The 25,881-nt window shown below is 67.8% G+C and carries 22 protein-coding genes; 11 read left to right on the plus strand and 11 right to left on the minus strand.

The features are described from left to right. Positions 1–6: 6 nt before the first annotated feature. The 4 genes from prfA to C8E02_RS07870 form a co-directional block, all read right to left on the minus strand. A complete protein-coding gene (gene prfA / locus C8E02_RS07855) occupies positions 7–1,089 on the minus strand; it encodes a peptide chain release factor 1 (protein ID WP_047967750.1) in 1,083 nt (360 codons plus the stop codon). Beyond that, the gene (gene hemA / locus C8E02_RS07860; RefSeq protein ID WP_047967749.1) at positions 1,089–2,342 is read right to left on the minus strand and encodes a glutamyl-tRNA reductase; all 1,254 of its coding nucleotides are present in this window, start codon (positions 2,340–2,342) and stop codon (positions 1,089–1,091) included. The genes prfA and hemA overlap by 1 nt, the downstream gene beginning before the upstream one ends. A gap of 112 nt (positions 2,343–2,454) precedes the next feature. Then, positions 2,455–3,294, minus strand: a complete 840-nt coding sequence (gene fghA / locus C8E02_RS07865) for an S-formylglutathione hydrolase (RefSeq protein WP_211329202.1) — start codon at positions 3,292–3,294, stop codon at positions 2,455–2,457. Between the two features lie 63 nt (positions 3,295–3,357). Next, the gene (locus tag C8E02_RS07870; protein WP_342766772.1) at positions 3,358–4,476 is read right to left on the minus strand and encodes an S-(hydroxymethyl)glutathione dehydrogenase/class III alcohol dehydrogenase; all 1,119 of its coding nucleotides are present in this window, start codon (positions 4,474–4,476) and stop codon (positions 3,358–3,360) included. Between the two features lie 110 nt (positions 4,477–4,586). Between C8E02_RS07870 and C8E02_RS07875 the strand changes: the two genes are divergently transcribed. The 3 genes from C8E02_RS07875 to C8E02_RS07885 all read left to right on the plus strand — a co-directional run bounded on the left by C8E02_RS07875 (position 4,587) and on the right by C8E02_RS07885 (position 6,876). Further along, on the plus strand, positions 4,587–5,471 hold the full coding sequence (locus C8E02_RS07875) for a LysR substrate-binding domain-containing protein (RefSeq protein WP_047967746.1): 885 nt from the start codon (positions 4,587–4,589) through the stop codon (positions 5,469–5,471). A 240-nt stretch (positions 5,472–5,711) separates the two neighbouring features. Beyond that, complete coding sequence (pdxH, locus tag C8E02_RS07880) at positions 5,712–6,353, plus strand: pyridoxamine 5'-phosphate oxidase (protein ID WP_047967745.1); 642 nt, start codon at positions 5,712–5,714, stop codon at positions 6,351–6,353. Between the two features lie 40 nt (positions 6,354–6,393). After that, on the plus strand, positions 6,394–6,876 hold the full coding sequence (locus C8E02_RS07885) for a YehS family protein (protein WP_120810358.1): 483 nt from the start codon (positions 6,394–6,396) through the stop codon (positions 6,874–6,876). Between the two features lie 91 nt (positions 6,877–6,967). Here C8E02_RS07885 and C8E02_RS07890 read toward each other — a convergent pair whose 3' ends face one another. Together C8E02_RS07890 and C8E02_RS07895 are read right to left on the minus strand one after the other, a co-directional pair. Then, entirely contained in the window at positions 6,968–7,171 is a 204-nt protein-coding gene (locus C8E02_RS07890) for a tautomerase family protein (protein WP_120810359.1), read from the minus strand. Further along, positions 7,159–8,088, minus strand: coding sequence for a DMT family transporter (locus tag C8E02_RS07895; RefSeq protein WP_120810360.1), 930 nt, complete (start codon positions 8,086–8,088; stop codon positions 7,159–7,161). The genes C8E02_RS07890 and C8E02_RS07895 overlap by 13 nt, the downstream gene beginning before the upstream one ends. Positions 8,089–8,191: 103 nt before the next feature. On the opposite strand from C8E02_RS07895, the gene C8E02_RS07900 reads away from it, so the two are divergent. Then, positions 8,192–9,067, plus strand: coding sequence for a LysR family transcriptional regulator (locus C8E02_RS07900; RefSeq protein WP_120810361.1), 876 nt, complete (start codon positions 8,192–8,194; stop codon positions 9,065–9,067). A gap of 169 nt (positions 9,068–9,236) precedes the next feature. Beyond that, entirely contained in the window at positions 9,237–11,273 is a 2,037-nt protein-coding gene (locus C8E02_RS07905) for a methyl-accepting chemotaxis protein (protein WP_120810362.1), read from the plus strand. A gap of 103 nt (positions 11,274–11,376) precedes the next feature. Here C8E02_RS07905 and C8E02_RS07910 read toward each other — a convergent pair whose 3' ends face one another. The 3 genes from C8E02_RS07910 to parC are packed head-to-tail and all read right to left on the minus strand — an operon-like array spanning position 11,377 to position 16,599. After that, on the minus strand, positions 11,377–12,720 hold the full coding sequence (locus C8E02_RS07910) for a sigma-54-dependent transcriptional regulator (protein WP_120810363.1): 1,344 nt from the start codon (positions 12,718–12,720) through the stop codon (positions 11,377–11,379). Then, positions 12,686–14,239, minus strand: a complete 1,554-nt coding sequence (locus C8E02_RS07915; RefSeq protein WP_120810402.1) for a sensor histidine kinase — start codon at positions 14,237–14,239, stop codon at positions 12,686–12,688. The genes C8E02_RS07910 and C8E02_RS07915 overlap by 35 nt, the downstream gene beginning before the upstream one ends. 5 nt (positions 14,240–14,244) lie before the next feature. Then, positions 14,245–16,599, minus strand: coding sequence for a DNA topoisomerase IV subunit A (gene parC, locus C8E02_RS07920; protein WP_120810364.1), 2,355 nt, complete (start codon positions 16,597–16,599; stop codon positions 14,245–14,247). Positions 16,600–16,688: 89 nt separating this feature from the next. On the opposite strand from parC, the gene C8E02_RS07925 reads away from it, so the two are divergent. After that, positions 16,689–17,147 carry a GNAT family N-acetyltransferase gene (locus C8E02_RS07925; RefSeq protein ID WP_245961103.1) on the plus strand — a complete coding sequence of 153 codons (459 nt, stop codon included), beginning with the start codon at positions 16,689–16,691 and terminating at the stop codon, positions 17,145–17,147. Between the two features lie 48 nt (positions 17,148–17,195). Here C8E02_RS07925 and C8E02_RS07930 read toward each other — a convergent pair whose 3' ends face one another. After that, positions 17,196–17,924, minus strand: coding sequence for a BPSS1780 family membrane protein (locus C8E02_RS07930; RefSeq protein ID WP_120810366.1), 729 nt, complete (start codon positions 17,922–17,924; stop codon positions 17,196–17,198). Between the two features lie 276 nt (positions 17,925–18,200). Between C8E02_RS07930 and tkt the strand changes: the two genes are divergently transcribed. The 5 genes from tkt (at position 18,201) to fba (ending at position 24,623) form a co-directional block, all read left to right on the plus strand. Further along, positions 18,201–20,192 carry a transketolase gene (gene tkt, locus C8E02_RS07935; RefSeq protein WP_120810367.1) on the plus strand — a complete coding sequence of 664 codons (1,992 nt, stop codon included), beginning with the start codon at positions 18,201–18,203 and terminating at the stop codon, positions 20,190–20,192. Between the two features lie 61 nt (positions 20,193–20,253). After that, positions 20,254–21,267 carry a type I glyceraldehyde-3-phosphate dehydrogenase gene (gene gap / locus C8E02_RS07940; RefSeq protein ID WP_047967734.1) on the plus strand — a complete coding sequence of 338 codons (1,014 nt, stop codon included), beginning with the start codon at positions 20,254–20,256 and terminating at the stop codon, positions 21,265–21,267. A gap of 176 nt (positions 21,268–21,443) precedes the next feature. Then, a complete protein-coding gene (locus tag C8E02_RS07945) occupies positions 21,444–22,616 on the plus strand; it encodes a phosphoglycerate kinase (protein ID WP_120810403.1) in 1,173 nt (390 codons plus the stop codon). A 238-nt stretch (positions 22,617–22,854) separates the two neighbouring features. Beyond that, on the plus strand, positions 22,855–23,490 hold the full coding sequence (locus C8E02_RS07950; RefSeq protein ID WP_120810368.1) for a LysE family translocator: 636 nt from the start codon (positions 22,855–22,857) through the stop codon (positions 23,488–23,490). A gap of 68 nt (positions 23,491–23,558) precedes the next feature. Continuing rightward, positions 23,559–24,623, plus strand: a complete 1,065-nt coding sequence (gene fba, locus C8E02_RS07955; protein ID WP_120810369.1) for a class II fructose-bisphosphate aldolase — start codon at positions 23,559–23,561, stop codon at positions 24,621–24,623. A gap of 72 nt (positions 24,624–24,695) precedes the next feature. Here the strand turns inward: fba and C8E02_RS07960 are convergent, their stop codons facing one another. After that, positions 24,696–25,853: an HPP family protein gene (locus tag C8E02_RS07960; protein WP_120810404.1), complete on the minus strand. Its 1,158-nt coding sequence runs from the start codon at positions 25,851–25,853 to the stop codon at positions 24,696–24,698. Between the last annotated feature and the right edge of the window lie 28 nt (positions 25,854–25,881).

Below are 25,881 nucleotides of genomic sequence, written 5' to 3' on the forward strand. Positions count from 1 at the left end.
CACGCGTCAACTCCCCTCCGACAACTGCGCCAGCAGTTCCGCCTGACGCTCCGCCACCAGCGCGTCGGTCAGCTCGTACAGGTCGCCGTCCATCGCCTGATCCAGCTTGTACAAGGTGAGATTGATGCGGTGGTCGGTGATGCGGCCCTGCGGGTAGTTGTAGGTACGGATGCGCTCGGAGCGGTCGCCGGAGCCGATCAGGCTCTTGCGCTCGGCCGCTTCCTTCTGGTTCTTCTCGCGCAGCTGGATGTCGTAGATGCGCGCCGCCAGTACCTGCATCGCGCTGGCCTTGTTGGCGTGCTGCGAGCGGCCGTCCTGGCATTCGGCGACGATGCCGGTGGGCAGGTGGGTGATGCGCACCGCGGAATCGGTCTTGTTGATGTGCTGGCCGCCGGCGCCGCTGGCACGGTAGGTGTCGATGCGCAGGTCGGCGGGGTTGAGCACCACTTCGGCGATCTCGTCGGCCTCAGCCATCACCGCCACGGTGCAGGCGGAGGTGTGGATGCGGCCCTGGGTTTCGGTGGCCGGCACGCGCTGCACGCGGTGGCCGCCGGATTCGAATTTCAGCTTCGAATAGGCGCCCTGGCCGACCAGGCGCACGATGACTTCCTTGTAGCCGCCGAGGTCGGATTCGCTGGCGGAGACGATCTCGGCCTGCCAGCGGTTGCGTTCGGCAAAGCGGGTGTACATGCGCAACAGGTCGGCGGCGAACAGCGCCGCTTCGTCGCCACCGGTGCCGGCGCGGATTTCAAGAAAGATGTTCTTGTCGTCGTTGGGGTCTTTCGGCAGCAGCAGTTTCTGCAGCTCGACATCCAGCGCGGCGAGCCGGTTTTTGGCGTCGCCGATTTCTTCCTGCGCGAATTCCTTCATGTCCGGGTCGTCCAGCAGTTCGCTGGCGGTGGCGATGTCGGCTTCGCACTGGCGGTAGGCGTTGAACGCCTCGACCACCGGGGTCAGTTCGGCGTGTTCGCGGGTGAGCTTGCGGAAGGTGTCCATGTTGGCGGTGGCCTGTTCGGACATCAGCAGTTGCGTGACTTCTTCCAGCCGGTCATCGAGCTGGGCCAGTTTCGCGGCAATCGAGGGTTTCATTACGACTCCGGGTGCAAACGATACAGGCTGGCGATCAGCGCCACCTGTGCGTCGTGCGCCGCGCCGCTGCCGGAAGACAGCGCCTGCGTCGGCGGATGCATCAGTTTGTTGGTCAGTTGTACCGACAGGACTTCCAGCACTTTTTCCGGCGGTGCGCCTTTGGCCAGCTGTTTCATGGCGGCCTCCAGCGCGTTGCGGCGGGTGCGTTCGGCTTCGTCGCGCAGCGCTCGGATCAGCGGCACGCTTTCGCGGCGCTTGAGCCAGTCGGTGAATTCGCCGACGCGGTGGGCGATGATGGTTTCGGCTTCTTCCGCCGCCTGGCTGCGCGCCTGCTGGCCGACTTCGACGATGCCGGCGATGTCGTCGACGGTGTAGAGGTAGACGTCGGACAGCTCGCCGACTTCGGCCTCGATGTCGCGCGGCACCGCCAGGTCGAGCATGAAGATCGGGCGGTGGCGACGCGCCTTGATGGCGCGCTCGACCATACCCTTGCCGATGATGGGCAGCTGGCTGGCGGTGGAGCTGACCACCACGTCGTAGTGGTGCAGGTGGTCCGGCAGCTCGGCGAGGGTGATGGCGTTGCCGCCGAATTGCGCCGCCAGTGCCTGGCCACGCTCCAGCGTGCGGTTGGCGACGGTGATACAGGCCGGGTTGCGCGCGGCGTAGTGGGTGGCGACCAGTTCGATCATCTCGCCGGCGCCGATGAACAGCACCTTCAGCTCGCCGACCGAGGCGAAGATCTGCTCGGTGAGGCGTACGCCGGCGGCGGCCATCGACACCGAGCTGGCGCCGACCGCGGTCTGGCTGCGCACGTCCTTGGCCACGGCAAAGGTTTTCTGGAACAGGCCGTTGAGCAGGCTGCCCAGCGTGCCGGCGCGTTCGGCGGTGCGCACCGCGTCCTTGATCTGGCCCAGGATCTGCGTTTCGCCCAGCACCATGGAATCCAGCCCGGAGGCGACGCGGAAGGCGTGGCGTGCCGCTTCGGCGGCGTCGAGCTGGTACAGGTAGGGCCGCACTTCGTCCAGGCTCAGGCCGTGGTAGTTGGCCAGCCACGCCAGTGCCGCGTCCGGCTGCTGCGTGGCGCAGTACAGCTCGGTGCGGTTACAGGTGGAGACGATGGTCGCCTCGCGCGCGGCCTGCGAATCCACCAGCTGCGCCAGGGCGCCCGGCAGGGTTTCTGCAGGGAAGGCCAGCCGTTCGCGTATCGCCAGCGGGGCGGTGTGGTGGTTCAGTCCAAAGGCAACCAGGTGCATGAGTGCAAGGAAAAGCCGCAGTGGGAAACGGGCTATTCTAGCCCAAAACCTGCCGCCCGAGGGGCTGGCCGCGTGGCGGCCAGCCCGGCTGCAGGAATGCGCTTGACCTGCATCAGGCGAACAGGTGGCCGGCGTGGAAGCGCAGTTGCGCCTCGATGAAGCTGGCGATGAAGTAGTAGCTGTGGTCGTAGCCGTCGTGGCGGTGCAGCTGCAGCGGGTAGCCGCTGGCGGCGGCGGCACGTTCCAGCGCTTCCGGCTGTAGCTGTTCGGCGAGGAAACCGTCGGCGAGGCCGATGTCGACCCGTGCCGGCAACTGCGCGTCGGCGGTGGCAGCGGCCATCAGCACGCTGGCGTCCCATTCCTGCCACGCGGCGCGGTTATCGCCGAGGTAGGCGCTGAACGCCTTCTGCCCCCACGGCGCGTTGACCGGGTTGGCGATCGGGCTGAACGCCGACACCGACACGTAGTCCTGCGGCCGCTTCAGTGCGCAGATCAAGGCGCCGTGGCCGCCCATGGAATGGCCGGCGATGGCGCGATGGCCGCTGACCGGGAAGTGCGCGGCGATCAGCGCCGGCAGCTCCTGGCTCACGTAGTCGTACATGCGGTAGTGGCGCATCCACGGCGCCTCAGTGGCGTTGAGGTAGAAGCCGGCGCCCTGGCCGAGGTCGTAGCCGGCGTCGTCGGCGACGTCGTCACCGCGCGGGCTGGTATCCGGCGCCACGATGGCGATGCCCAGCTCGGCGGCGACGCGCAGCGCGCCGGCCTTCTGCATGAAGTTCTCGTCGGTGCAGGTCAGCCCCGACAGCCAGTACAGCACCGGCACCGGCTGGCCGCTGGCGGCCTGCGGCGGCAGGTAGACGGCAAAGCGCATGCGGCAGCCCAGCACCGCCGAATCGTGGCGGTACTGCTTGTGCCAGCCGCCGAAGCTCTTGCTGCTGCTGATCATTTCCAGGTTCATCTGTCGTGTCTCTCCCGGTGGCGGCTGCGGCCAACGTTGGCCGCAGCCGACTATGGTTTACTGGCCGTAGTGGATCACCGAGCGGATGCTCTTGCCTTCGTGCATCAGATCGAAGGCGGTGTTGATGTCCTGCAGCGGCATGGTGTGGGTGATGAAGTCGTCGAGGCGGAATTCGCCGTTCAGGTAACGCTCGACGTAGTCCGGCAGCTCTGAGCGGCCACGCACGCCGCCGAAGGCCGAGCCGCGCCACACGCGGCCGGTGACCAGCTGGAACGGGCGGGTGCTGATTTCCTGGCCGGCACCGGCGACGCCGATGATCACCGACTCGCCCCAGCCCTTGTGGCAGCACTCCAGCGCCGAACGCATCACGTTGACATTGCCGATGCACTCGAAGGAAAAATCCACGCCGCCATCGGTCATTTCCACGATCACGTCCTGGATCGGCTTGTCGAAGCTTTTCGGGTTGATCACGTCGGTGGCGCCCAGTTTCTTCGCCAGCTCGAACTTGCTCTCGTTGATGTCGATGCCGATGATGCGGCCGGCGCCGGCCATGCGCGCGCCGATGATCGCCGACAGGCCGATACCGCCGAGGCCGAAGATGGCGACACTGTCACCGGCCTTGACCTTGGCGGTATTGACCACCGCGCCCATGCCGGTGGTGACGCCGCAGCCGAGCAGGCACACTTCTTCCAGCGGCGCCGCCGGGTTCACCTTGGCCAGCGAGATCTCCGGCAGCACGGTGTACTCGGAGAAGGTGGAGGTGCCCATGTAGTGGTAGATCGGCTGGCCGTCCTTGGAAAAACGGGTCGTGCCGTCCGGCATCAGACCTTTGCCCTGGGTGGCGCGGATCTTCTGGCACAGGTTGGTCTTGCCCGACTTGCAGAACTTGCACTCGCCGCATTCCGGCGTGTACAGCGGGATCACGTGGTCGCCGACGGCGACGCTGGTGACGCCTTCACCGACCGATTCCACGATGCCGCCACCCTCGTGACCGAGGATGCAGGGGAAGATGCCTTCCGGATCTTCACCGGACAGGGTGAAGGCGTCGGTATGGCACACGCCGCTGGCGACGATGCGCACGCGCACCTCGCCGGCTTGCGGCGGCATCACTTCGATGTCTTCGATGGACAGTGGCTGGCCGGCGGCCCAGGCCACCGCGGCCTTGCATTTGATGATCTCGCTCACGACGTGCTCCTTGAGTGCGACAGGTTAAAGCGGCATTGTATTACCGCCTTTTTCGCCGATAATCGCCACTATCGGTAAATGATTTTTTACAAGGAGCAACAATGCTGGCATGGGAAGGGGTGTGCGAATTCGTTAGCGTGGCCGAGCAGGGCAGCTTTACCCGCGCCGCGCTGGCGCTGTCGCTGTCGGTGGCGCAGGTCAGCCGCCAGGTGACGCGGCTGGAGACGCGGCTGGGCGCGCAGCTGTTGTACCGCACCACCCGCCACGTGACGCTGACCGAGACCGGCCAGCTGTACCTGCAGCACTGCCGCCAGCTGCTGGATTCGCTGGCCGACGCCGAACGCGCGGTGTCGCAGCATCTGGCGGTGCCGCAGGGCACGCTGAAGCTGACCGCGCCGCTGGCCTACGGCGAGAGCCACATCGCGCCGCTGATCACCGCCTTCGGCCAGCAGTACCCGGCGCTGGAGATCAACCTCAACCTCAGCAACCAGCTGCTGGACCTGGTGCACGACGGCTACGACCTGGCGATCCGCATCGGCCACCTCGCCGACTCCTCGCTGATGGCGCGGCGGCTGGCGTCGCGGCGGCAGTTCATCTGCGCCGCGCCCGGCTACCTGGCGCGCCACGGCATCCCCAACAGCCTGTCGGAGCTGGAGCAGCACAACTGCCTGCTCGGCAGCAACGAGGTGTGGCACGTGCAGGAGCAGGGGCGCCGCCGCCTGCTGCGCGTGCGCGGCAGCCTGCGCTGCAACAGCGGCCACGCGCTGGTGCACGCCGCGCTGCAGCAGGTCGGCATCGTGCAGCTGCCGGACTACTACGTGGCGCGCCATCTGCAAAGCGGCGCGCTGGTGGCGCTGCTGGGCGCCTACCAGGAGCCGGACGAGGGCATCTGGGCGCTGTACCCGCACAACCGCCAGCTGTCGCCCAAGGTGCGCATGCTGGTCGATTTCCTCGCTTGCGAGCTGCCGCAGCGGCAGCTGCCGTAAGAACGTGTTCACGAGCTCGCGCGCTCACGCGAGACAAGGCGAAAACGGCGGGGGAAGCGGCGTTTAGCTGGATATAAGCCAGCATGCCGAAGCCGTACTCACCGTGTAACGTTTCACGAAGCGCAGCAGATCGTGAGCAGCTTCCAAGCGGCGCCGCCCATCGCGGCAACGGCCTGCGGTATCATGGCGGCCAACCTTGCCGCCTTGCGGCCACTGCCGTCATTCATTCAGGAGCCAGCCATGGCGCTCAATCTCGCCGATATCCGTCTGGAATACAGCCAGCATGAACTCTCGCCCGACGACTGCCTGCCGGACGCCGTTGCCCAGTTCGAACAGTGGCTGCACGAGGCGATCGCCGCCGAAGTCAACGAGCCGACCGCGATGCACGTCGCCAGTGTCGACGAACACGGCCGGCCGTCGGCGCGCATCGTGCTGCTGAAAGGGGTGGAACACGGGCAACTGGTGTTCTATACCAACTACCTCAGCCGCAAGGGCCGCCAGCTGGACGCCAATCCCTACCTCGCGCTCACCTTCTTCTGGCCGGAGCTGGAGCGGCAGGTGCGCATCGAGGGCCGCGTGGCGCGGGTGGCGGACGAGGTGTCCGACGCCTACTTCGCCAGCCGGCCGTACACCAGCCGCATCGGCGCCTGGGCCAGCGAGCAGAGCAGCGTGATCGACAGCAAGACGGTGCTGGTCAGCCGCGCCGCCGGCTTCGGCCTCAAGCACCCGCTGTCGGTGCCGCGCCCGCCGCACTGGGGCGGTTACGCGGTGGTGCCGGACCGCGTCGAATTCTGGCAGGGCCGCCCCAGCCGCCTGCACGACCGCGTGCTGTACACCCTGCAAGCCGACAGCAGCTGGCTGCGCCAGCGCCTTGCCCCCTAACCCGACGTTGGCCGCCTGCGGCCAACCCTGAAGACATCCCATGATCAATAACGACATCCTGCGCAGCGTGCGCTTCATCATCGATTGCCCCGACAACCGCATGCTGGCGATCCTGCGCCACGTCGAGCCGCTGGCCGACGACGACTTCGCGCCGCTGCTGAAGAAGGACGATGACCCGGCCTTCCGCCAGTGCAGCGACGAGCTGCTCGGCGCCTTTCTCGACGGCCTGATCATCGAACGTCGCGGCCGCCGCGACGGCGCGCCGGCACCGGCGCCGCTCTTGCGCCTCAACAACAACGAGATCCTGAAGAAGCTGCGCATCGCCTTCGACCTGAAGCAGGAAGACATCGAGGCGCTGATGGCGCGCAGCGACTTCAAGGTGTCCAGCAGCGAGATCAGCGCGCTGTTCCGCAAGGCCGACCACAAGCACTTCCGCCCCTGCGGCGACCAGTTCCTGCGCTACCTGCTGAAGGGGCTGGCGCTGCGCGAACGGCCGGATGACGCGGCCAGCGGCAAGGCGTAAGCCGCCCATCGCCAGACGACCCGCAACAAAAAACTGCGGCCAACCTTGGGCAAGGTTGGCCGCAGTGTCATTTCGCCAGTCGCGCCGGCGTTCAGCTGCCGCGCGCGCGGCGCACGGTGACGCTCTCGCCGCCTATGCCCCAGTTGTCGGTATCGACCTCGTCGATCACCACCACGGTGGTGGCCGGGTTCTTGCCCAGCACGTCACGCAGCAGGTCGGTGACGCCGGCGATCAGTTCCGCCTTCTGCTCCGGCGTCGCGCCTTCGCGGGTAATCTTGATATTCACGTACGGCATGGTTTTTCCTCGGTAAGGGTTGGCCGCAAGCCGCGACCACGTTCCACAGATGCCGGACGCGCCACCCACCACGCCCCCAGCGACACACTCAACAACGCCCCGGCCAGCGCCGGCGTCAGCGGCTCGTGCAAGAGCGGCACCGCCGCCACCCCGGCCACCACCGGGATCAGCGCCATCAAGGCCGCCACCCGCGACGGCCCCAGCAGCGCCACCGCGCGCAGGTAGCACAGCATGGCGACGATGGCCGGGCTGATGCCGTGAAACAGCGCCTGGCCGGCGATCACCGGCCACGTCGTCTGCGCCAGCCCCTTCGGCAGCCACAGCAGGTACACCGGCAAGTACAACAGCGCCGACGCCAGCGTGACAAAACTGGTCATCTGCCACGCATCATACGGCCGCCGCTTGGCCAGCAGCGCGTACAGCGCCCACAGCACGCCGGCCAAGAGCAGCATGCCGTCGCCCAGCCACTGCCCCGGTGCCGCCTGCCCGGCGAACAGCGGCCACGCCAGCAACAGCAAGCCCAGCGCCATCAGCGCGTAGCCCGGCCACGTCGCCCGTTGCGGCCAACCTTGCCGCCACAACAGCAGCAGCAGGGCGAGCAAAAACGGCTGCAGGCCGGCCACCAGCAAGGCCAGGTGCGCCGCCGGCACCCAGCGCACCGCACCGTAGCACAGCAGGCAGAAGGCGACGCAGCCGATCAGCGCCAGCCCCCACATCGACGCGTCGCGCCACGCGGCGGCCGGCGGCTTCGGTAGCCAGCACAGCACCGCGCTGGCGGTGGCCAGCCGCAGCGCCAGCACGTCAAACGGCGTCAGCGGCGTCTTGCCGCCGAGGCGGGCGATCAGCATGAAGCTGCTCCACAGCAGCACGCAGGCCAGGATGTAGAGGTAACCGCGACGCGGGACGGCAGGGGGCATGGCAGGCTTTCGGCAACGACAATCAGGCACCCACTATGCCGCAGCGTGCCCATCCTGAAAAATGAATTAACATGATCAAAATCATCTCATGGAGAGAACGATCATGGATCTCGGTGACCTCGCCATTTTCCAGGCGGTGCTGCAGGAAGGCGGCATCACCGCCGCCGCGCGCCGCCTCAACCGCGTGCAGTCCAACATCACCACCCGCATCCGCCAGCTGGAAGACGACCTCGGCGTGCCCCTGTTCCAGCGCGAGGGCCGTCGGCTGCAGCCGACGCCGGCGGCACGCATCCTGCAGGATTACGCCGGCCAGCTGCTGGGGCTGGCGCAGGAGGCGCGCGACGCGGTGATCAGCAACGCGCCGCAAGGCCAGCTGCGGCTGGGGGCGATGGAAAACACCGCCGCGGTGCGGCTGCCGCCGCTGCTGGCCGACTTCCACCAGCGCTACCCGGCGGTGCAGCTGGAGCTGCGCACCGGCGCCACCGCGCGGCTGATCGCCGAGGTACTGGCCGGCACGCTCGATTGCGCTCTGGTGTGCGGCCCGGTGGAAGACGCGCGGCTGGAAAGCCAGCCGTTCTGCCGCGAGACGCTGCTGCTGATCGGCGCGCGCGGTCGGCCGCCGCTGCTGGAAGACCGGCCGCACACGCTGCTGGCCTTCGACAGCGGCTGCGCCTACCGCCAGCGGCTGGAGCTGTGGCTGCGCCATAGCGGCTGCGCGGTGGACCGCATCGTGGAGCTGGATTCCTACCACGCGATGATCAGCTGCGCCGCCAGCGGCATGGGGCTGGCGCTGGTGCCGCAGGCGTTGCTGGCCTGCATGCCGGCCGGCGACAGCGTGACCTGCCACGCGCTGCCGGACGATATCGCCATCGCCGACACCGTGCTGATCCGCCGCCGCCAGCAGCGCCACGCCGCGGTGGACGCCTTTGCCGCCTTGTTGGCAGCTTGTGCCACCATCGTCGGCGAAAGCGCAGCCTGATGCGCAGTGCGGCGCGCGTTTGAGAAAAATCTTTCCAATCAAAAGGATAAGCAGTCGCAGTTGACAAAAATCAACATGTCATCGTCACGCCACGGCTAGCATCCGGCCCATTGTTGCCATAACAAGGCTTTTTTATGACAACAACCACCCACCACCACCGGATGTCGCCATGCCCCGTCTGCAACTCGCCGGATTGTCTCTGGCCCAAAAGCTCAGCCTGTTGCTGAGCATCGCCCTTTTCGTGGTTCTCGGCATCGCCGGGATCGTCATCAGCAGCTGGCTGGGCGAGCGCATGGAGCAGCGCTCGGTCGCCGCCATGAGCCAGACCAACCAGCAGGTGGTGGACACCATCGACGCCTACGCCAGCGTGCTGGAAAACAATGCCCGCAACAGCGCGGCGCAGCTGGCGGCCAACCTGCCGCAGCCGCTGCGCAACGACAGCAGCGCCCCGGTCAGCGTCAGCGGCGTCAGCACCCCGGCGCTGTACGGCGGCGAGCAGCTGCTCAACGGCAACGAGGCCATCGTCGACCGCTTCAGCGTCGCCACCCGCGGCGTGGCCACGCTGTTCGTGCGCGAGGGCGACGACTTCGTGCGCATCGCCTCGTCGCTGAAAAAGGAGGACGGCACCCGCGCCGTCGCCACCCGCCTCGACCACGACCACCCCGCCTACCCGCTGCTGCGTAGCGGCCAGCCGTATACCGGCACCGCCAACCTGTTCGGCCGCGACTACATGACCCACTACCTGCCGCTGAAGGATGGCAGCGGCGCGGTGGTCGGCGCCATGTTCGCCGGCATCGACTACAGCGACGGGCTGCAGGCGCTGAAGCAGAAGATCCTGTCGCTGAAGATCGGCGACAGCGGCTACGTGTACGTGGTGGATGCCCGACAGCGCCCCGGCGAGCTGCTGATCCACCCGTCGGCGGCCGGCAAGAACCTGCTGGACAAGACCGACGCCGACGGCAAGCCCTTCATCAAGACCATGCTGGCGCAGAAAAACGGGCAGAGCAGCTACCTGTGGCTGGACCCGGGCGCCAGCGAGCCGCGCCGCAAGCTGGCCACCTTCCTCACCTATGAGCGCTGGGGCTGGCTGGTGGCCACCGGCGCCTACCAGGACGAGCTGGTGCGCGAGCCGCACGAGATGCAGCTGAAGATGCTGCTCGGCACGCTGCTGGTGACGCTGCTGCTGGTGGTCCTGGTGTACTTTTCCATGCGCTACTGGGTCAGCCGCCCACTGGCGCAGCTGGTGGACATCTCGCGCCGCGTCGCCTCCGGCGACCTGACGGTGCGCATCGACAGCAGCCGCCGCGACGAGATCGGCGAGGTGCTGGCCGCCAGCAACCACATGTGCCAGGCGCTGCGCCAGCTGATCAGCGAGGTGAACCAGAGCGTGGACAGCCTGGCGCACAACGCGCAGAACCTGGCGGCGCTGTCCGACGACGTGTCCGGCAGCTCGCGCGAGCAGAGCGCGGCGGTGTCGGCGATGGCCGCCTGCGTCGAGGAAATGACGCAGAGCATCCAGCAGGTCAACCAGCACGCCGGCAGCGCACGCGAGCTGGCGGTGCAGTCGGACGAGGTATCGCGCAGCGGCGAGGCCACCGTCAGCCGCACGGTGCAGACCATGCGCGAGATCGCGGCGGCGTCGGGCAGCACCGCCGCCACCGTCACCCAGCTGGGCGAGCGTTCGGAGCAGATCAGCCGCGTGGTGACGGTGATCCGCGACATCGCCGAGCAGACCAACCTGCTGGCGCTGAACGCGGCGATCGAGGCGGCGCGCGCCGGCGAGATGGGCCGCGGTTTTGCCGTGGTCGCCGACGAGGTGCGCAAGCTGGCGGAGCGCACCACGCAGTCGACGCTGGAAATCAGCGACACCGTTGGTCGCATCCAGAGCGAGGCGCGCGAAGCGGTGGACAGCATGAGCAGCGGCGTGCTGCAGGTGGAGGCGGGGGTGAAATCGGCCGGCGAGGCCGGCGCCAGCCTGCAGAGCATCCGCGACGGCGCCAAGCAGGTGGAGCTGGCGGTGGCCGGCATCTCCGACGCGCTGCGCGAGCAGAGCACCGCCAGCTTCGACATCGCCCACAACGTGGAGCGGGTGGCGCAGCAGGCCGACCAGAACCACCAGAAGGCGCACGATGCCTCGCTGGCCGCCTGCGAGATGACGGCGATGGCGCAGCAGTTGCGACAGTCGGTGGCACGCTTCCACGTGTAAGCCGCCGCGCACGACAGCAACAAGGCAGCAAAAAGGCGTTACCGCAGCGGTAACGCCTTTTTTCTTGCGGCCAACGTTGGCCGCAACGCTGCGGCGCCGGCGCTTACTTCATGCCCAGCCGCTCCAGCCGGTAGCGCAGCGAGCGGAAGCTGACGCCGAGCAGCCGCGCCGCCTGGGTGCGGTTGCCGTCGCTGGCCTGCAGCGCCTTGTCGATGGCGGCGCGCTCGACGCGGTCGAGGTAGTCCTGCAGCGTCTCGCCGCCGTCCTGCGGCTGCGCGCCGGGCAGCGCCGCCTCCGCGCCGCTGGCGCCCAGCTGCAGGTCGCCGGCGCAAATGCAGCCGTCGCTGGCCAGCGCCACCGCCCGCTCCAGGATGTTCTCCAGCTCGCGGAAGTTGCCGGGATAGTGGTAGGCCAGCAGCGCCTGCAGCGCGGCATCATCCAGCTGCGGCAGGGCGCTGCCGGCGCTGAAACGCTGCAGCAGGCGGGTGACGAACTGCGGCAGGTCGTCGCGCAGCTCGCGCAGCGGCGGCATCGCCAGCCCGATCACGTTGAGGCGGTAATACAGGTCCTGGCGGAAGCGCCCCTGTTCCACCAGCTGCACCAGGTCGTGGTGGGTGGCGCTGAGCAGGCGCACGTCGACCGCCTCTTCCTGCGCCGCGCCCAGCCGGCGCACCTTTTTTTCCTGGATTGCGCGCAAGAGCTTGACCTGCATCGCCAGCGGCAGGTCGGCGACCTCGTCGAGGAACAGCGTGCCGCCGTGGGCGAGCTGGAAGAAGCCGTCGCGGTCGGCATCGGCGCCGGTGAAGGCGCCCTTGCGGTAGCCGAAGAACTCGCTTTCCATCAGCGCTTCCGGGATCGCGCCGCAGTTCACCGCAACGAAAGGTTGGCCGCAACGCGCGCTCTGCTCGTGGATCTGCCGCGCCGCCTGCTCCTTGCCGGTGCCGGACTCGCCGCTGATGTGGACCGCCGCCTGTGTCCGCGCCAGCTTGTCTATCATCGCGCGCACGTCACAGATCGCCGCCGCGCCGCCCAGCAGGCGCGGCTCGCTACCGCCGGCGGCCGTGGCGGCCGGCTCGCGCACCGCCAGCGCCGACTTCACCAGCGCGCGCAGCGCGGCCAGGCTCAGCGGCTTGGCCAGGTAGTCGAAGGCGCCGGCCTTCATCGCCGCCACCGCGTTCTCGGTGCTGCCGTAGGCGGTGATCACCGCCACCGGGATGTCCAGCTGCTGTTGCTGGATGTACTGCACCACCTGCAGCCCTTCGCCGTCCGGCAGCCGCATGTCGGTGAGCACCAGGTCGCAGCGCTCGCGCGCCAGCAGGCGACAGGCGTCGGCGACGTTGGCCGCCGCCAGCACCTGCAGCCCCATCTTGAGCAGGGTCAGCTGCAGCAGCTCGCGCAAGTCCGGCTCGTCGTCAACGATCAGTACGCAGGAAGTGGTCGGGGTCATGGCTTTCCGGGAAGGTCAGTTGAAAGCAGCCGCCGGGCGGCTGGTAGGACAGCTGCGCGCCGTTGGCCTGGGCCAGCTCGCGCGCGATGTACAGGCCGAGGCCGGTGCCGCTGCTTTCGGTGGTGAAGAAGGGTTCGAACAGGCGGCCCTGCGCCGCCTCGGACAGGCCGGGGCCGTCGTCCAGCACCGTCAGCCGCTGCGCGGTGGCCACCAGCTGCACCGCGCCCGGCTGCGCGCTGCCGTGGCGGCAGGCATTGGCCAGCAGATTGGTGAGGATGCGCTGCAGGTGGCTGCGGTCGAAGCGCACCGCCACCGTGGCCTCCACCTGCCAGCCGAGGCGACCGTGGTATTCCGGGTGCGCCAGCAGGAAGCTGGCGATCAGTTCGTCGACAAACGGGCGCAGCAGGAACACCTCGCCGTGCACGCGGTCGCGGCGGCCCAGCTGCAGCACCTCGGCCACCAGATGCTCGATGCGCGCGCAGTTGTCGCGCACCATGCCGCTCAGCCGCTGCGTCACCGGCGCCACCGCCTCCTCGCCCAGCAGCTCGGCGGCGTGGCTGATCGCCGCCAGCGGGTTGCGGATCTCGTGCGCGATATTGGCGGTCAGCCGTCCCAGCGCCGCCAGCTTCAGCTGCTGCGCCTCGGCGGCCAGCTGCTCCGCCGGCTGCAGGAACACCACCAGCAGCAGGCTGTCGTCCTCCGCCAGCGGCACCATGCGCCCGATCAGCTGCTGGCCGCGCAGCACCAGGTCGATTTCCTGTTCCTGCAGCGGCATGCCCTGCAGGTGCCAGCGCCGGATCAGCGGTTGCAGCACCGGCTGCAGCCGGTCGCGCTGCAGTTCGCCGAGCAGGCGGCTGGCGGTGGCGTTGAACTGGCGCAGCACGCCCTGCGCGTCCAGCACCAGCACCGCCTCGCGCAGCGCCTGCAGCGCCAGCGCGTTGACGCGGTTGAGGCTGGCCAGCTGGCTGCCGCGCAGCGCCGCCAGCAGCTCCGACTGCCGCGCCTTGCGCGACAGCAGCCAGGTGGTGGCGCTGGTGACGAAGCCGGCGATCGCCAGCAGCGCCGCCTGCAGCAGCTGGTTGCTGTCCAGCCCGTCGTGCCAGGCGTTCAGCGCCACGCTGGCGAACAGGCTGAAGGTGGCCAGCGCGGCGTAGAACAGCGCCAGCCGGCCGCTGACCAGCATGCCGGCCACCGCCAGGAAGGGTAGCAGCAGCATGCCGAAGCCGCTTTTCACGCCGCCGTAGAGATGGGTAAAACTGCTGATCAGCACGATGTCGGCGGCCAGCGTCGCCGTCAGCAGCCATGACAGCGGCAACGCCAGGCGGCCGACCACCGCCCCGGCCACTACCAGCGCGGCGTAGGCCAGCGCCCACAGCCACAGCGCAGCGTGATCCAGCGCCTGCGCCGGCAGCACCCACTGCGTCATCAGCAGCAGCACCGCCACCAGCGCGATGCGGAACAGGTTGAAAAAGCGCAGCGCCTTGCGGGTCGACAACAGCGCGGCGGGCGGCGGCGTCATCGCGTTCAGTCCGGCTGGCGGATGGCGCCGACCGTCCATTTCTTCGGCAGCAGCTTGCCCTTGGCGCCGCGCTTGCCGTCGAACTCGGCCAGCGCCAGCTTCTCGTCCGCGCTCTTGCCGCGCACCGACACCGTGGACAGCAGCGCCTTGTCACCGGCCACCAGCCCGATGGCGGTCAGCGCCTCGCCCGCGGCCAGCGACATCAGCATCAGGCCGCGGCCCTTGGCCAGCTCCTTCAGCTCGCCGGCCGGGAACGCCAGCGCACGGCCGCCGTCGCTGGCGGCCACCAGGCGCAGGCCGTCAAGGTTGGCCGCAATGCGCACCGGCGCGAGCACCGTCTCGCCGGCGTCCAGCGTCAGGAAGGCCTTGCCGGCCTTGACGCGACCGCTCATGTCGCCGAGCTTGGCGATGAAGCCGTAGCCGCCGCTGCCGGCCACCACGTAGCGGGTGGCGTCCGGCGCGGACAACAGCTGCGCCGGCTTGGCGCCGTCCTGCAGCTCGACCAGGGACGCCACCGGCACGCCGTCGCCGCGCCCGGTCGGCACGTCGGCGGGGTCGATGGTGTAGGCGCGGCCGCGGCTGTCGAGCACGATCAGCGACCACACCGTGCGCGTCTCCACCACGGTGTGCAGGCCGTCGCCGTCCTTGAAGGTCAGCGCCGACAGGTCGACGTTGTGGCCGACGCGGGCGCGGATCCAGCCCTTCTGCGACAGGATCACCGTCACCGGCTCGTCGGCGGTGGTCTGCGTCAGCACCGCGCGCTCGGCGACCTTGATCTCGCTGCGGCGCGCGTCGCCGTATTTCACCGCATCGCTGCGGATTTCCTCGGCCATCAGCCCGCGCAGCGCCGCCTCGCTGGACAGCAGGTGGCGCAGGTTGTCGCGCTCCTTGCGCAAGTCGGCCAGCTCCTTCTCCAGCTTGAAGCCTTCCAGCCGCGCCAGCTGGCGCAGGCGGATCTCGAGGATGTCTTCGGCCTGTGCCTCGGACAGGCCGAAGGCCTTGATCAGGTCCGGCTTCGGCTCGTCCGATTCGCGGATCACGCGGATCACTTCATCGATGTGGATGAAGGCGATCATGCGCCCTTCGAGAATGTGGATGCGCTTGTCGACCTGGCCGAGACGATAGTTGAGGCGGCGGGTGATGGTGTGCTGGCGGAAGGACAGCCACTCGGCGAGGATGGCTTTCAGCCCCTTCTGCGCCGGACGGCCGTCCAGGCCGATCATCACCAGGTTCATCGAGGCGTTGCCTTCCAGGCTGGTCTGCGCCAACAGGATGTTGATGAACTCGTCCGGGTCCTGGCGGCTGGATTTCGGCTCGAACACCAGCCGCACCGGCTGCTCGCTGTCGGACTCGTCGCGCACGCGGTCGAGCAGCGACAGCATCAGGCTCTTCAGGTTCTGCTGTTCCTGGGTCAGCGCCTTCTTGCCGGATTTCAGCTTCGGGTTGGTGGCTTCCTCGATCTCGGCCAGCACCTTCTGCGCGCTGGAGCCGGGCGGCAGCTGGCTGACGATGATGCGCCACTGGCCGCGCGCCAGCTTTTCCACTTCCCACTTGGCGCGCACGCGCACGCTGCCGCGGCCAACCTCATAGGCGGCGAGGATGTCGTCGTGGGCGGTGATGATCTGGCCGCCGCCGGGGAAATCCGGCCCCGGCACGTGCTGCATCAGCTCGGCGGTGCTCATGTCCGGATCGGCCAGTAGCGCCAGCGCGGCGGAAGCGACTTCCTTCAGGTTGTGCGGCGGGATCTCGGTGGCCATGCCCACCGCGATGCCGGAGGCGCCGTTGAGCAGCATCATCGGCAGGCGCGCCGGCAGCAACGCCGGCTCCTCGAAGGCGCCGTCGTAGTTGGGCACGAAGTCCACGGTGCCCATGTCGATCTCGCCCAGCAGCAGCTCGGCGATCGGGGTCAGCCGCGCCTCGGTGTAACGCATCGCCGCGGCGCCGTCGCCGTCGCGCGAGCCGAAGTTGCCCTGGCCGTCGATCAGCGGGTAGCGCAGGGTGAAGTCCTGCGCCATGCGCACCAGCGCCTCGTAGGCCGAGCTGTCGCCGTGCGGATGGTATTTACCGAGGATTTCGCCGACCACGCGCGCCGATTTCACCGGCTTGGCGCCGTGCACCAGGCCCATGTCGCGCATCGCGTACAGGATGCGGCGCTGCACCGGCTTCTGGCCGTCGGCCACCTCCGGCAGCGCGCGGCCCTTGACCACGCTCATCGCGTATTCGAGATAGGCGCGCTCGGCGTACAGGTCGAGCGCCAGTTGGCCGTCGTCGTCGACCAGATCGGCCGCCGGCGGCACGGGCGGGGCAGGGGGCACGCTGGCGTCGGGCAGCGTGCCGGCAAACAGATCGTCGTGATTCATAAGGGTCCGTACGGCGTGCAGTCAGCACATCGTGCTATGGTGTGGGTCACAAAACTGGCAATGGGGCAAATTGTACTATGGCAAGTCAAGTGAAGTGGCACTGCCACGGTTTTGGCGATTTCAGCGTGCCGCAGCTGTACGAGGTACTGCAGCTGCGCGATCAGGTGTTCGTGGTGGAGCAGCAGTCGATCTACGGCGATCTGGACGGTCTCGACCAGCGCTGCTGGCATCTCAGCGGCCGCGACGGCAGCGAGCGGCTGGTGGCCTACGCCCGGCTGCTGGCGCCGGGCGTCAAGTATCCGGACGCGGTGGCCATCGGCCGGGTGGTGATCGCGCCCTACCGCCGTGGCGGCGGGCTGGGGCGGCAGCTGGTGCAGCAGGCGATCCACCACTGCGAGCAGCTGTACCCGGGGCGCGCCATCATGCTGTCGGCGCAGGCCTCGCTGCAGAGCTTTTACGAGGGTCTCGGCTTCGTGGTGCTGTCCGAGCCCTACGACGACGGCGGCATCCTGCACCTGGACATGCGCCGCCACAACGCCTGTGCCTGACAGGGTGCGGCGCGGCACGGCCGCCGGCGCCAGGTTGGCCGCGACCGCCTAGCGATGGCGCGGCATGCCCTCGCCGCAGACATCGTGCCAGGCCATGAACACGGTAACGAACATCACCGGCAGCCACAGCAGCAGGCCAAGGCCGAACGGCAGCAGCGCCAGCCCGAACAGCACCGCCAGGATCAGGCCGCAGTACAGCATCGCGCCCCAGTTCGCCATGCCGGCGCGCGCGCTGTAGCGCATCGCCGGCAGCGGCTCGCCGTCGCGCAGCACGATTTCCGCCGGCGCGAACCAGTAGCTCAGCGACGCGACGAACAGGCTGCCGCCCATCAGCACGGTCATCAGCAGCATCAGCACCGGCGAGCGCTCGAACGCCTGCCCGGTCTGCAGCGTGTCGCCGAACAGCAGCAACAGCAGCACCGCCATCATCATCAGCAACAGCACCAGCAGGCCGAAGTAGGCGATGCCCAGCATCACCAGCCGCTGCCAGTGCGGCTTCAGCATCAGGAACAGGTCCAGCGGACGCAGCTGCTCGCCGCGCATCGCCTTGGCCGCCGCCAGCACGAAGCCGCCGGCGAACACCGGCACCAGCACCATGCTCAGGAACTGGCCAACCACCGGCAGCGCCGCCACGGTGAGCTGGATCATGCCGTACATCGCGGCAAACAGCAGCCAGGTCAGCGGCTGTTCGCGCACCAGGAAAAACGCATGCTGGATCCAGGTGGCACCCTGGCGAAACGGCACCTTGTGCGGCACCGGAATGGATACGGACTCCACGGCTGACAACTCCCCTGTTGTTGATGTGATGGCCATCCGCCTGTGCACAGTGGCGGCATAAGCCCCGGCAAATGACTCACCATTGGCATGGTTATACCTGCTGGCACCACCTTTCTGCCGAAAATCACGCCCTTTGCCGTGCCGCAGCCTGCGGCCAACCTTGCCTGAAAAGGCCGAATTCAGCGATAATTCCATGATTTCGCAACGGTTACCCCGTCGGCAAAAGCGATGGCGTCACTGTTGTTCCGGTTCCCTACAAATTGAGGTTCTTCCCGAATGGTCTCCCGAACCGAGCTTGCCAATGCCGTGCGCTTCCTGTCGATGGACGCGGTGGAAAAGGCCAAATCCGGTCACCCCGGCGCCCCGATGGGCATGGCGGATATCGCCGAAGTACTGTGGCGCGATCACCTGAAGCATAGCCCCGTCAATCCAGACTGGTCCAACCGCGACCGCTTCGTGCTCTCCAACGGGCACGGCTCCATGCTCCTCTACAGCCTGCTGCATCTCTCGGGCTACGACCTTTCGATCGACGATCTCAAGAATTTCCGCCAGCTGCACAGCAAGACCCCGGGGCACCCGGAGTACGGCTACGCACCGGGCGTGGAAACCACCACCGGCCCGCTGGGCCAGGGCATCAGCAACGCGGTGGGCATGGCGCTGGCCGAGAAGATCCTCGCCGCCGAATTCAACCGCGACGGTTTCCCGGTTGTCGACCATCACACCTACACCTTCCTCGGTGACGGCTGCATGATGGAAGGCATCAGCCACGAAGCCTGCGCGCTGGCCGGCACCTGGGGCCTGGGCAAGCTGATCGCGTTCTACGACGACAACGGCATCTCCATCGACGGCGACGTCGAAGGCTGGTTCACCGACGATACCCCGGCCCGTTTCGAAGCCTACGGCTGGCAGGTGATCCGCCACGTCGACGGCCACGACGCCGAAGAGCTGCAGATCGCCATCGCCACCGCCAAGAAGGAAACCGCGCGGCCAACGCTGATCTGCTGCAAGACCGTGATCGGCAAGGGCGCGCCGAACAAGCAGGGCGGCCACGACGTGCACGGCGCCCCGCTGGGCAGCGCCGAAATCGCCGCCGCGCGCGCCAACCTGAAGTGGGCGTACGAGCCGTTCGTGATCCCGCAGGACATCTACGACGCGTGGAACTACCGCGCCAAGGGTAGCGAGCTGGAAGCCGGCTGGAACCAGCTGTTCGCCGACTACGCCGCCGCGCATCCGGAACTGGCCGCCGAGTACACCCGCCGCATGGCCGGCGAGCTGCCGGCCGGCTGGGACGCGCACGTCGCCGCCAAGATCGCCGCCGCCAACGACAAGGGCGAGACCATCGCCACCCGCAAGGCGTCGCAGAACGCCATCGCCGCGCTGGCCGAAGTGCTGCCGGAACTGCTGGGCGGCTCCGCCGACCTGACGCCGTCCAACCTGACCAACTGGCCGGGGTCGGTTGCCGTCACCGCCGAAGCCGGCGGCAACTACATCCACTACGGCGTGCGCGAATTCGGCATGGCCGCGATCATGAACGGTCTGGCCCTGCACGGCGGCGTGAAGCCGTTCGGCGCCACCTTCCTGATGTTCAGCGAATACGCGCGCAATGCACTGCGCATGGCGGCACTGATGAAGATCAACCCGGTATTCGTGTTCACCCACGACTCCATCGGTCTGGGCGAAGACGGCCCGACCCACCAGCCGGTGGAACAGATCGCCACCCTGCGCCTGATCCCGAACATGGCGGTATGGCGTCCGTGCGACACCGTGGAATCCATGGTGGCGTGGGCCGACGCGCTGGCCGCCAAGGACCATCCGTCGTGCCTGATCTTCAGCCGCCAGAACCTGCCCTTCGTCAGCCGTGACGCGACGCAGATCGCCGGCGTGAAGAAGGGCGGCTACGTGCTGCGCGATGCGGTGAGCCCGCAGGCGGTACTGATCGCCACCGGCTCGGAAGTGGAGCTGGCACTGAAGGCACAGGAAATCCTGGCTGCCGACGGCATCGCCGTACGCGTGGTGTCGATGCCGTGCACCAACGCCTTCGACAAGCAGGACAAGGCCTACCAGGCCAGCGTACTGCCGGCCGGCGTGCCGCGCATCGCCATCGAAGCCGGCGTTACCGACGGCTGGCGCAAGTATGTCGGCCTGGAAGGCGAAGTGATCGGTATCGACCACTTCGGCGAATCCGCGCCGGCCGGCGTGCTGTTCAAGGAATTCGGTTTTACCGTGGAAAATGTCGTCGCCACTACCAAGAACGTCATCCGCGCATAACACACCAGGCCGTCCCCGCTAAGAGGGACGGCCGTTTCACATTTTCTTGGGAGAGAAAATTATGACCATCCGCATCGCGATCAACGGCTACGGCCGTATCGGCCGCCAGGCGCTGCGTTCGATCTACGAATACAACCTGCGCAACGATTTCGAAATCGTGGCCGTCAACGCCTCCGGCGACCTGGCCACCAACGCGCACCTGACCAAGTTCGACACCGTGCACGGCCGCTTTGCCGCCGAAGTCAGCCACGACGAAAACACCCTGATCGTCAACGGCGACCGCATCCCGTTCTTCTCCACCCGCAACCCGGCCGAACTGCCGTGGGACGCACTGCAGGTGGATCTGGTACTGGAATGCACCGGTGCCTTCACCAGCAAGGAAAAGTGCCAGGCACACATCAACGCTGGCGCCAAGAAGGTGCTGATCTCGGCCCCGGGCGGCGACGACGTTGACGCCACCATCGTCTACGGCGTCAACCACGACGTGCTGACCGCCGACATGACCGTGGTGTCCAACGCGTCCTGCACCACCAACTGTCTGGCCCCGGTGGCCAAGGCGCTGAACGACGCCATCGGCATCAAGAAGGGCCTGATGACCACCATTCACGCCTTCACCAACGACCAGGTGCTGACCGACGTGCGTCACAAGGACCTGCGCCGCGCCCGTTCCGCCACCGACAACCTGATCCCGACCAAGACCGGCGCCGCCAAGGCCGTCGGCCTGGTGCTGCCGGAACTGAAAGGCCGCCTGGACGGTTTCTCGGTGCGCGTGCCGACCATCAACGTGTCGCTGGTTGACCTGACCTTCACCGCGTCCCGCGACACCACCAAGGACGAGATCAACGAGATCGTCAAGGCCGCGTCCGAAGGCAGCATGAAGGGCACGCTGGGTTACAACACCCTGCCGCTGGTTTCCAGCGACTTCAACCACAGCACCGAAGGCTCCATCTTCGACGCCAGCCTGACCAAGGTCACCGGCGGCAACATGGTGAAAGTGCTGGCCTGGTACGACAACGAGTGGGGCTTCTGCCAGCAGATGCTGAAGACCGCGCGCGCGATGTTTGCAGCAAAATAAAGCCAGACCATGCTGGCCGGCCGCAAGGTTGGCCGCATGCCTGGTAGGGTGGGCCGGACACGTCCGGCCCACACCGTTGTTTGAACGGCAATGCGACGATCTGCCTGCGGGCAGATCGTCGCATTCCGGGCGATGGTGGGCCGAACCGCCCACCCTACCTAGCTGAGGAGATGAAATTGCAATTCAAGAAACTGACCGACCTGGCGCTGGCCGGCAAGCGCGTACTGATCCGCGTCGACATGAACGTGCCGCTCAAGAACGGCGTCATCGGTGACGACACCCGCATCCGCGCCAGCCTGCCGTCGATCGAACACTGCCTGAAGGCCGGTGCCAGCGTGATCCTGATGACCCACCTCGGCCGTCCGACCGAAGGCGAGCCGCAGCCGGAAGACAGCCTGGCCCCGGTGGCCGCGCGCCTGTCCGAGTTGCTGGGCCAGGCCGTGACCGTGGCCGCCGACTGGCAAGCCGGCATCAGCCTTGCCGCCGGCGAGGTGGTGATGCTGGAAAACGTGCGCCTGAACAAGGGCGAGAAAAAGAACAACGAAGCACTGGGCCGTGCCTACGCCAGCCTGTGCGACATCTTCGTCAACGACGCCTTCGGCACCGCGCACCGCGCCGAAGCGTCCACCCACGCCGTGGCGCAGTTCGCGCCGGTCGCCTGCGCCGGCATCCTGCTGGCCGCCGAACTGGACGCGCTGGGCAAGGCGCTGCTGGCACCGGCCCGCCCGCTGGTGGCCATCGTCGCCGGCTCCAAGGTGTCGACCAAGCTGACCATCCTGGAGGCGCTGGCCGACAAGGTTGACCAGCTGATCGTCGGCGGCGGCATCGCCAACACCTTCCTGCTGGCCGAAGGCAAGACCATCGGCAAGTCGCTGGCCGAAGCCGATCTGGTCGACGACGCCCGCCGCGTGATCGCCAAGATCCGCGCCCGCGGCGGCGACGTGCCGCTGCCGAGCGACGTGGTGTGCGCCAGCGAGTTCTCCGACACCGCGACCGCGACGCTGAAGAACGTGGCCGAGGTCGGCGCCGACGACATGATCCTCGACATCGGTCCGGACTCGGCCAAGGTCCTGGCCGACATCGTCGCCAAGGCCGGCACCGTGGTGTGGAACGGCCCGGTCGGCGTGTTCGAGATCGAGCAGTTCAGCCACGGCACCCAGGCGCTGGGCCAGGCGATTGCCAAATCGGCGGCGTTCTCCATCGCCGGCGGTGGCGACACCCTGGCGGCGATCGCCAAGTACGACCTGACCGAACAGATCAGCTACATCTCCACCGGCGGCGGCGCCTTCCTCGAGTTCCTCGAAGGCAAGGAACTGCCGGCGGTCGCGATGCTGGCCGCGCGCGCCTGAAAACCGGCTAACGACCTCGCGAGCTCGCGCGAGACAAGCTGAAGACGGCTGAGGAAGCGACGTTGACATGGCGTCAATGCGCATCACCGGGTCGAATTCAACGCGGTATCGCGCGCAGCGCAGCAGGTCGTTGCTGCGGCCAACGTTGGCCGCAGCGGCCATACTGTAACTTGCCGGGTACAGGCGTTGCGCCTAGACTCGGCAACACCCCCCATTACCGATGCAAGGAGCAGCGCCCATGGCCTTCGATACCTGGCTGATCTTCGTCGTCACCGTGTTTTTCGTGTCGGCGACCCCCGGTCCCAACATGCTGCTGGCGATGAGCCACGGCATCCGCTTCGGCCTGCGCGGTGCGCTGCCGACCATGGCCGGCCTGCTGCTGGCGCTGGGCCTGATCATGGGCGGTTCCGCCGCCGGCCTCGGCGCGCTGCTGGCCACCTCGGAGCAGCTGTTCTCCTTCGTCAAGTACGCCGGCGCCGCCTATCTGGTGTGGCTGGGCTACCAGGCCTGGCGCGCGCCGGTCAGCGAGCGCATGGACAGCGACAGTGACGACGACAGCGTGGCCGCCGTCAGCAACTGGCAGCGTTTCCGCACCGGTTTCCTGGTGGCGATGAGCAACCCGAAGGCCTTCGTGTTCTTTGCCGCGCTGTTCCCGCAGTTCATGCGCGCCGATGCGCCGCAAATGCCGCAGCTGGTGGTGCTGGCCGGCACCTTCTACGTGATCGAGAGCAGCTGGCAGGTGGTGTACGCCTTCGGCGGCGCCAAGCTCAAGCACTGGATCACCAGCCCGCTGCGCCAGCGCATGATGAACCGCTTTGCCGGTGGCTCGTTCATGGCCGCCGGTGTGGCGCTGAGCACCGTCAGCCGCGCCTGACGCGGCCAACCTTTTTCCGCGCCGGCCACGGCGGGCGCGACAAGCATTCAACTACTGGAGACTCACCCATGGCACTCGTTTCGATGCGTCAGCTGCTGGACCACGCAGCAGAATTCAGCTACGGCCTGCCGGCCTTCAACGTCAACAACCTGGAACAGATGCGCGCCATCATGGAGGCCGCCGACAAGGTCGACGCGCCGGTGATCGTTCAGGCCTCGGCCGGCGCCCGCAAATACGCCGGCGCACCGTTCCTGCGTCACCTGATCCTGGCGGCGGTGGAAGAATTCCCGCATATCCCGGTGGTGATGCACCAGGACCACGGCACCAGCCCGGACGTGTGCCAGCGCTCGATCCAGCTCGGCTTCTCCTCGGTGATGATGGATGGTTCGCTGAAGTCCGACGGCAAGACCCCGGCCGACTACGACTACAACGTTGACGTGACCCGCACCGTGGTCAACTTCGCCCACGCCTGCGGCGTGTCGGTGGAGGGTGAGATCGGCTGCCTGGGCTCCTTGGAAACCGGCATGGCCGGCGAGGAAGACGGCGTCGGCGCCGAAGGCGTGCTCGACCACAGCCAGCTACTGACCGATCCGGAAGAAGCCGCACAGTTCGTGAAGGACACCGGCGTGGACGCGCTGGCCATCGCCATCGGCACCAGCCACGGCGCCTACAAATTCAGCAAGAAGCCGACCGGCGACGTGCTGCGCATCGACCGCATCAAGGAAATCCACGCCCGCATCCCGAACACCCACCTGGTGATGCACGGCTCGTCCAGCGTGCCGCAGGAATGGCTGCAGATCATCAACGAATTCGGCGGCGAGCTGGGCGAGACCTACGGCGTGCCGGTGGAAGAGATCGTAGAAGGCATCAAGCACGGCGTGCGCAAGGTGAACATCGACACCGACCTGCGCCTGGCCTCCACCGGCGCCATCCGCCGCTTCCTGGCGCAGAACCCGAAGGAATTCGACCCGCGCAAATACCTGGCCGCCAGCACCGTGGCGATGCGCGACATCGTGATCGCCCGCTACGAGGCGTTCGGCGCCGCCGGCATGGCCAGCAAGATCAAGCCGATCAGCCTCGACACCATGGCCAACCTGTACCTGAAAGGCCAGCTGGCGCAGATCGTGAAGTAAGCTGCACCCGCCATGCAAAACGCCACTCTGCGGAGTGGCGTTTTTTTTGGCTTGCGGCCAAGGTTGGCCGCATCAGTCCCCGGACAGGCGGTCGCGGAACAGCGCGGCGATCAGGTCCGACTGGCTGATCACGCCGGCCAGCGTGCCGTCGTCGGCCAGCACCGGCACATGGTGCAGGCCGCGGTCGGCAAACAGCGGCACCAGCTCCACCAGATGCAGGTCGTCGCGCACGCTGATCAGGGTGCTGCTCATGATCGCCGCCACCCGGCTGTCGCCGGCGCGGCCGCTGAGCAGGCGCGCCAGCCGTTCGCGCAGCCCCTGCGGCGAACCGTCCAGCCGCTTGAGAAAGTCCACCAGCGACACCATGCCCAGCACCTGGCCAGCGTCGGTGACCACCGGCAAGGCCCGCACCTTGTGCCGGCGCAGCAGCCGCCACGCTTCCGCCAGCGCGGTGTCCGGGCGCAGGCTGATCACGTCGCGCGACATGATGTCGCGGCAGCGGATGTCGCCCAGCCGGCGGCGGTAGGCGTGCATCTCCGCCAGCGTCATCACCTGCTCCAGATCGCTGCGGCTGATGTCGAGCAGGTGGTTGAAGCCGGCCAGCGCTGCTTCCATGTCCTCCTCGCGGATGCCCAGCCGCGCCAGCGGCGCCGGATCACGGATCAGGTGACGGTTGGGCGGCGGCAGCGCGCGCGGGTAGGGACGGCGCAGCAGGTAGTTGTTGAGCAGCCACGCCAGGGCCAGCATCAGCAGCGCGTTGCACAGCACCAGCGCGACAAAGCCGTAGCCCATCGCCTGCACCGCCGGGCCGCCGACCACCGCGTTCAGCGCGATGGCGCCACCGGGCGGGTGCAGGCAGCGCAAGGCGATCATGGCGAAGATGGCCAGCCCGACCGCGACGCCGGCCGCCAGCCACGGCCACGGCAGCCACTGCGCGCAGGCGACGCCGATGGCGGCCGACACCAGGTGGCCGCCCAGCAGCGGCCACGGCTGCGCCAGCGGGCTGCTGGGCAGCGTGTACAGCAGCACCGCGGCAGCCCCCATCGACGCCACCAGCAACGGTGCCGGCCCCAGGGTCAGCGCGGTGAACAGGCCGGTCAGCGCGATGGCAAACAGGGCGGCGGCGGCCACCGCCAGCTGTTCGCGGCGGCCGATCACCAGCGGCTCCGGCCACCAGCGTTGCAGACGCCGGCGCAGTCCGGCCGGCAACAAGGCAAGGGATGTCATCATCCCGCCATTGTATTTGAAGATGTATTTG

This window comes from Vogesella indigofera (assembly GCF_003633895.1).
Taxonomy (GTDB): domain Bacteria; phylum Pseudomonadota; class Gammaproteobacteria; order Burkholderiales; family Chromobacteriaceae; genus Vogesella; species Vogesella indigofera.

Coding starts and splice junctions, on each gene's coding strand:
- gap (WP_047967734.1), top strand. CDS start 20,254: ATGACCATCCGCATCGCGATCAACGGCTACGGCCGTATCGGCCGCCAG.
- C8E02_RS07915 (WP_120810402.1), bottom strand. CDS start 14,239: ATGACGCCGCCGCCCGCCGCGCTGTTGTCGACCCGCAAGGCGCTGCGC.
- C8E02_RS07905 (WP_120810362.1), top strand. CDS start 9,237: ATGCCCCGTCTGCAACTCGCCGGATTGTCTCTGGCCCAAAAGCTCAGC.
- C8E02_RS07885 (WP_120810358.1), top strand. CDS start 6,394: ATGATCAATAACGACATCCTGCGCAGCGTGCGCTTCATCATCGATTGC.
- C8E02_RS07960 (WP_120810404.1), bottom strand. CDS start 25,853: ATGATGACATCCCTTGCCTTGTTGCCGGCCGGACTGCGCCGGCGTCTG.
- tkt (WP_120810367.1), top strand. CDS start 18,201: ATGGTCTCCCGAACCGAGCTTGCCAATGCCGTGCGCTTCCTGTCGATG.
- C8E02_RS07875 (WP_047967746.1), top strand. CDS start 4,587: ATGCTGGCATGGGAAGGGGTGTGCGAATTCGTTAGCGTGGCCGAGCAG.
- fba (WP_120810369.1), top strand. CDS start 23,559: ATGGCACTCGTTTCGATGCGTCAGCTGCTGGACCACGCAGCAGAATTC.
- prfA (WP_047967750.1), bottom strand. CDS start 1,089: ATGAAACCCTCGATTGCCGCGAAACTGGCCCAGCTCGATGACCGGCTG.
- C8E02_RS07890 (WP_120810359.1), bottom strand. CDS start 7,171: ATGCCGTACGTGAATATCAAGATTACCCGCGAAGGCGCGACGCCGGAG.
- C8E02_RS07900 (WP_120810361.1), top strand. CDS start 8,192: ATGGATCTCGGTGACCTCGCCATTTTCCAGGCGGTGCTGCAGGAAGGC.
- C8E02_RS07895 (WP_120810360.1), bottom strand. CDS start 8,088: ATGCCCCCTGCCGTCCCGCGTCGCGGTTACCTCTACATCCTGGCCTGC.
- C8E02_RS07950 (WP_120810368.1), top strand. CDS start 22,855: ATGGCCTTCGATACCTGGCTGATCTTCGTCGTCACCGTGTTTTTCGTG.
- parC (WP_120810364.1), bottom strand. CDS start 16,599: ATGAATCACGACGATCTGTTTGCCGGCACGCTGCCCGACGCCAGCGTG.
- pdxH (WP_047967745.1), top strand. CDS start 5,712: ATGGCGCTCAATCTCGCCGATATCCGTCTGGAATACAGCCAGCATGAA.
- C8E02_RS07910 (WP_120810363.1), bottom strand. CDS start 12,720: ATGACCCCGACCACTTCCTGCGTACTGATCGTTGACGACGAGCCGGAC.
- hemA (WP_047967749.1), bottom strand. CDS start 2,342: ATGCACCTGGTTGCCTTTGGACTGAACCACCACACCGCCCCGCTGGCG.